The organism is Corynebacterium sp. HMSC06G04 (assembly GCF_001807365.1).
Lineage (GTDB): Bacteria > Actinomycetota > Actinomycetes > Mycobacteriales > Mycobacteriaceae > Corynebacterium > Corynebacterium simulans.
In genome coordinates, this window is sequence record NZ_KV788613.1 from 1 (window position 1) to 4,178 (window position 4,178).

The 4,178-nt window shown below is 47.7% G+C and carries 3 protein-coding genes and 1 pseudogene; 3 read left to right on the top strand and 1 reads right to left on the bottom strand.

Annotated features, from left to right (window positions below):
* Nucleotides 1-879: hypothetical protein (locus tag HMPREF3158_RS13140; RefSeq protein ID WP_371326198.1), on the top strand; the 879-nt coding region annotated here is incomplete at its 5' end.
* Nucleotides 880-1,212: 333 nt separating this feature from the next.
* On the opposite strand, the pseudogene HMPREF3158_RS12505 reads toward HMPREF3158_RS13140, so the two are convergent.
* Nucleotides 1,213-1,536 (bottom strand): annotated as a pseudogene (locus HMPREF3158_RS12505) (TIGR02391 family protein); the annotation flags it as partial.
* Between the two features lie 534 nt (nt 1,537-2,070).
* On the opposite strand from HMPREF3158_RS12505, the gene HMPREF3158_RS05915 reads away from it, so the two are divergent.
* Both HMPREF3158_RS05915 and HMPREF3158_RS05920 read left to right on the top strand, forming a co-directional pair.
* Nucleotides 2,071-2,640 (top strand): hypothetical protein, encoded by a 570-nt coding sequence (locus HMPREF3158_RS05915; RefSeq protein ID WP_062036403.1) that lies wholly within the window; start codon nt 2,071-2,073, stop codon nt 2,638-2,640.
* A gap of 28 nt (nt 2,641-2,668) precedes the next feature.
* The gene (locus HMPREF3158_RS05920; RefSeq protein WP_070497735.1) at nt 2,669-3,418 is read left to right on the top strand and encodes an AbiTii domain-containing protein; all 750 of its coding nucleotides are present in this window, start codon (nt 2,669-2,671) and stop codon (nt 3,416-3,418) included.
* Nucleotides 3,419-4,178 lie beyond the last annotated feature (760 nt).

The following is a 4,178-nucleotide window of genomic DNA, read 5'->3' on the forward strand; positions in this document are numbered from 1 at the left end:
GCAACACCCCTACCAACAAGCCGCTCTCAGCATACAAAGCCTTATTTTTATCTTCAAAGCCAGACAATCGAATGTATGGTTCATACGAACAAGGTATCTGCTGGCAGGAACCAGCTTGCAGAGCTACTTAAGCCGCAAAATCACATTACGCAGTTTGTATTCGTCCCCACCGAGTCAGAATGGACTGCAGTGTTTAGCCCCTGCTGCTTTACCAAAGCGCCAAAGATGCCGTGGATTGATGAATTTGCCTACCTTTTGGCGCGCAAGAAAGAAATTGAGTCACAAGTTCCTTACTACGTCGAAATTAAGCATACGCCGTGGGTAGATACCGACGATGTAGCCTTTTTCCATCGGGCAAGCTACGGAGAAATAGAGTTTATAATGTGCGCGCTTCCCTCCGAATTACCCGATGACCCTTTAGGCCGATTTGATTGCTGCTTCTACAGATCTTTTAGCAGCCACAAACAGTTAAAAGCTGATGGTACGCTGCATCGTTCCATGTCGTACCTTGAGGATCAAAGTGAACCTTTTAAGGATTACGGGTTTGATTTTGACTCCCTGCCAAAGGTCACTGAGTTTCCGCAAGAAACGTTTACACAAGAACACGCGCAGATTATGTGGTCTCAGTTTGGGGAGAATCAGATAGAAGCCATCCTTGCACCACTAGGTGTATCCCCATATGATGACGCTTTCTATGGGGCGGACGGCTATTTGGCCCGCCTAACACCAGCATGCGTTGTCGACCCACACACTAATGAGTTAACAGCAGCTCCCGACTTCGATCCCCCTGCGCGTATCCCGCTAGAAAAATACCAGTTTTTCCAAGGGCTCCACGACGGCCCCCTCCGTTCCTGGTCGTCAACACCCATTGCTAAATAGAAGTCAGATGAAACATAACCTGAGGTGCCGCAAGTTGGCATTGTTAGATTCCAGACGCACCGCAGCCTCGCTGGAACAAGCCCCCGACCAGCCTATCTAGGTGCACTGAAGAAACAACAGGTCTGGTGGATCCTCCCAATCACGAATCGCAGTAAGCCAGTGTTGCCACAACGGGCAGGTGGGCCTGACCCCGACGTGTCTACCTCGAAGTGGTAGACGCAGTATGACACGGGACACAACCCTTAGTAACCGCTAGAGAACCCAGCTTTCAAGCAATTCTGTAAGCGAGGTTTTCTAGCAGGCAAATGTTACGGCATATGGCAGGTATTGATTCTATATACCTAGATTCTGAAGATGTTCAGCGTTGTCGACGCGACGATGAATCAGTGAAACGAGACCCATGATGTCGAGTGCGTCTTGCTCGCTAATATGCCACTTGAGTTGGATTTCGAGGGCCGCAGGGGTGCGAAAAGCAGAAAACCCTTCAGCTAAAAGTTGGGTGCCTGTTTGCTCGTTCCTGTCCGTTGAGCTATTTAATTGATTGATCTTCAATCGCGGGTTATCACCACCGAAGACTGATTGGGCCAGCTTCCTTGCGTCCAAGTCCATCCCAGTAATAAGACGTAAGCGTTCGGCTAATCCCTTGATGCTTTCAAAAACGGCTTCGTATTAGTCTTCCTGAAGAAGTTCTGGGCGTCAGTGCCTCAAGACTTGTTCATGAGCACCGCGTTCCAGAAGCAATGTGCGAAGCTGTTCGCTTCGAAGCTTTGCCTCACTGAGCGTATTTGTTTTGGTGATCCATCTGATTTTTCCCTCCTCTGAAACGAAAAGCCCGTCGAATGACATATTTGCGGTTACCTCGCCTCGGGCTACATTTATGTCACATCCGGTCTTCACAGTGAGCAGATTTCGTGGATCGAATGCAACTGACAACAACTTGACGAGTGACCTGCCGTCATTCTGGCTAGCTTGTTTTCGCTCTACCGCATGTGCAATTCGCGCTCACTTAGTTGTTGAGCCGCCAAGGTTATATCGACTGATACCCGTTTCAGCCAAAACTTTGTTCAATTGACATCCGGTTTAAAGCTCTCCGATGGGTTGTAGGAGCGCATAGAATGGTACTCACCTGCGCCTGTTAAATTTCGATTTGTTGTCCTGGGTAGTGCTTGCAACCATTGGTATCTTATTTACATGGATGTTTGGAGTCGGCGGGACAAAATCCTAGAAGTCGTCGTTAATTCTGGCGTAGATGTTGTTCAATTCTCAGAGCTTCGACGTGCTGAAAATTTGGAGGGTGAATACATTGATGACCTTCAAGTGGATTTATATTGGTTAGGCCAGCGAGAGTTTATTGAAATTTTTGATAGTTTTCCCGGGGACATTTCAACGGTACGTGCGAAGCGTAGGGGAATTGATTTAGTAGAGCACGGGATTTCCGTCAAGGAAATCAGTCGTCCACAAACTAGGAGTTCTTTTGTGAATAGTCAGGTCAATTTCAATTTGGGCAGTGCAATCAACATTCAAGGAGATGGCAATAATGTCAACCAAAACAATGAGTCTGAGCTCCTTAGAGAGATAATCTTGGCCTTGTACGCGAATGGTGAAACTGGGCGAGCTGAAGAACTTCAAAGCGTAAGTGAAAAAGAAGGAAAGAGAGGGGCGTTGAAAACTGTGAGAGCTTGGATGGCTGACAATGTCCTTGCGCCGGCTGCTAGCGCCGCGATTGGCCCTTTAGTGACTCAAGCTCTATTTGGCTCCTAAACGGCTAGATTGATGGAGTGATGTCCGCATGGGCAGCTTGCAACAGTTAATAGATGATCTCGCTGATGAATCGGTACCATTGTCGCAATCGTTAAGGCAATTACTGACGTTTAGTTATCGTGCCGGAGCGGACACATTGCGAGCTTGGGTTCTAAATGAATTAAATGGTTATCCGAAAGATAGTGAAGTACCGAACTATCGACAAGATGTCTCGTACTGCATCAAGATGTTCTACGTAGGCATGGGTGGTTATCAGAAGCAGACAATTTTGTCTCCCTCCGATCTCCCGCAAAGTCTTAGCTTTGATAGCGATGAGATGACTGCTGTAGGAGCCTCGATTTCGGAACTTGAAATGATAGTCAATGCCGAAGCGGTGCCCTCAATTGAGCTTCCAAAGAAATGGGTAGCTATGTATGCTCAGCTTTTCGAGGAAGGTCAAGCGTCCGGTTTCTCGATGATGGTCTTAGAAAGAGCGATGGTTCAATATTCAAAGCTGCAGTTTAGCCAGGTGCTTTCTAGGACTCGTACCGAAGCTCTCAAGCTATCACTGGAGCTAGAAAAGATTTCTCCCGAGATGCTTTCTCCTGAAGAAACTTCGACCGATGATCTGAAACGAGGGAGAATGAGGACGGAAGTGTTGGTCCAACAGTTCATGGGAGATGTAACCTTCATGCAAGGTGCTACGAACACAAGAGTCTCCGGTGAGTTAAACGACCAAAGGCAAGAAAGAAAACAAGTCAATTTTAACCACATGGAATCTGCAAACATGCAGGAATAAATAGTATTAAGTTGAAACCTGTTCCGCAGGTTCAACAGGTCAAAAGTGGAAAAGTTGGATTCTGAATCAAGACTGCGTTGAAATTCTCTCTAGGTGGGGCCTGATGGGGTCGGTTCTGTTTTGAGATCACGGCTTATCCACCATGAACCCGTGGATGAAAACTTTGTCCGTATCGTGGTGGGATATGGGGATATTCAGGGGGTAAGGCAATTGCTTCAGTTTGGGGACCACATCTGGATCACCGATCCCCCAGAAGCGGTGCAAATTACTGCTGATCTAGCTAGTGAACTTGTGAAACGACATAGTGGGACCACAAATATTGAATCGTAGAGACCAAAGATGGGCATCGGGATGCCGTCGTAACATCTCTGCTGAAACGGCAAGAGGTGCACCAACTATCTAAGAGCCGTCGAGAGTCTTGTGATTGGAGAAAAGTAAGTAACGAGGGCTTTCGCTTCACTCGCGGGGTGGTGGAGTAAAGGTTTCGGAGGTTCAGAGTGTCTTCATGTGCGAGAGCCTCTTAGGACTGGTGAAGCTCCGGCTGAGCCTAACAGAGGCTAATTTCGATGATTCGGTGAAGTGCCAACTATGCCGGTATAAAGTCTTCCCATTTGGTAGAGGACTATTTCAATGAAGGGATTGGCCATACGGACTGCACTGGTTCGATAGGGGGTATAGGAGGGATGGATGGGATTGGGGGAATAGGAGGAACCGAAAGCACGGGTTTCGGACCTGACCCCCATGTGGTGGACACCTGATA

Bases quoted from the DNA above. Each gene is read 5' to 3' on its own strand.
- HMPREF3158_RS05920 (WP_070497735.1), top strand. From the start codon at position 2,669: ATGGGCAGCTTGCAACAGTTAATAGATGATCTCGCTGATGAATCGGTA.
- HMPREF3158_RS05915 (WP_062036403.1), top strand. From the start codon at position 2,071: ATGGATGTTTGGAGTCGGCGGGACAAAATCCTAGAAGTCGTCGTTAAT.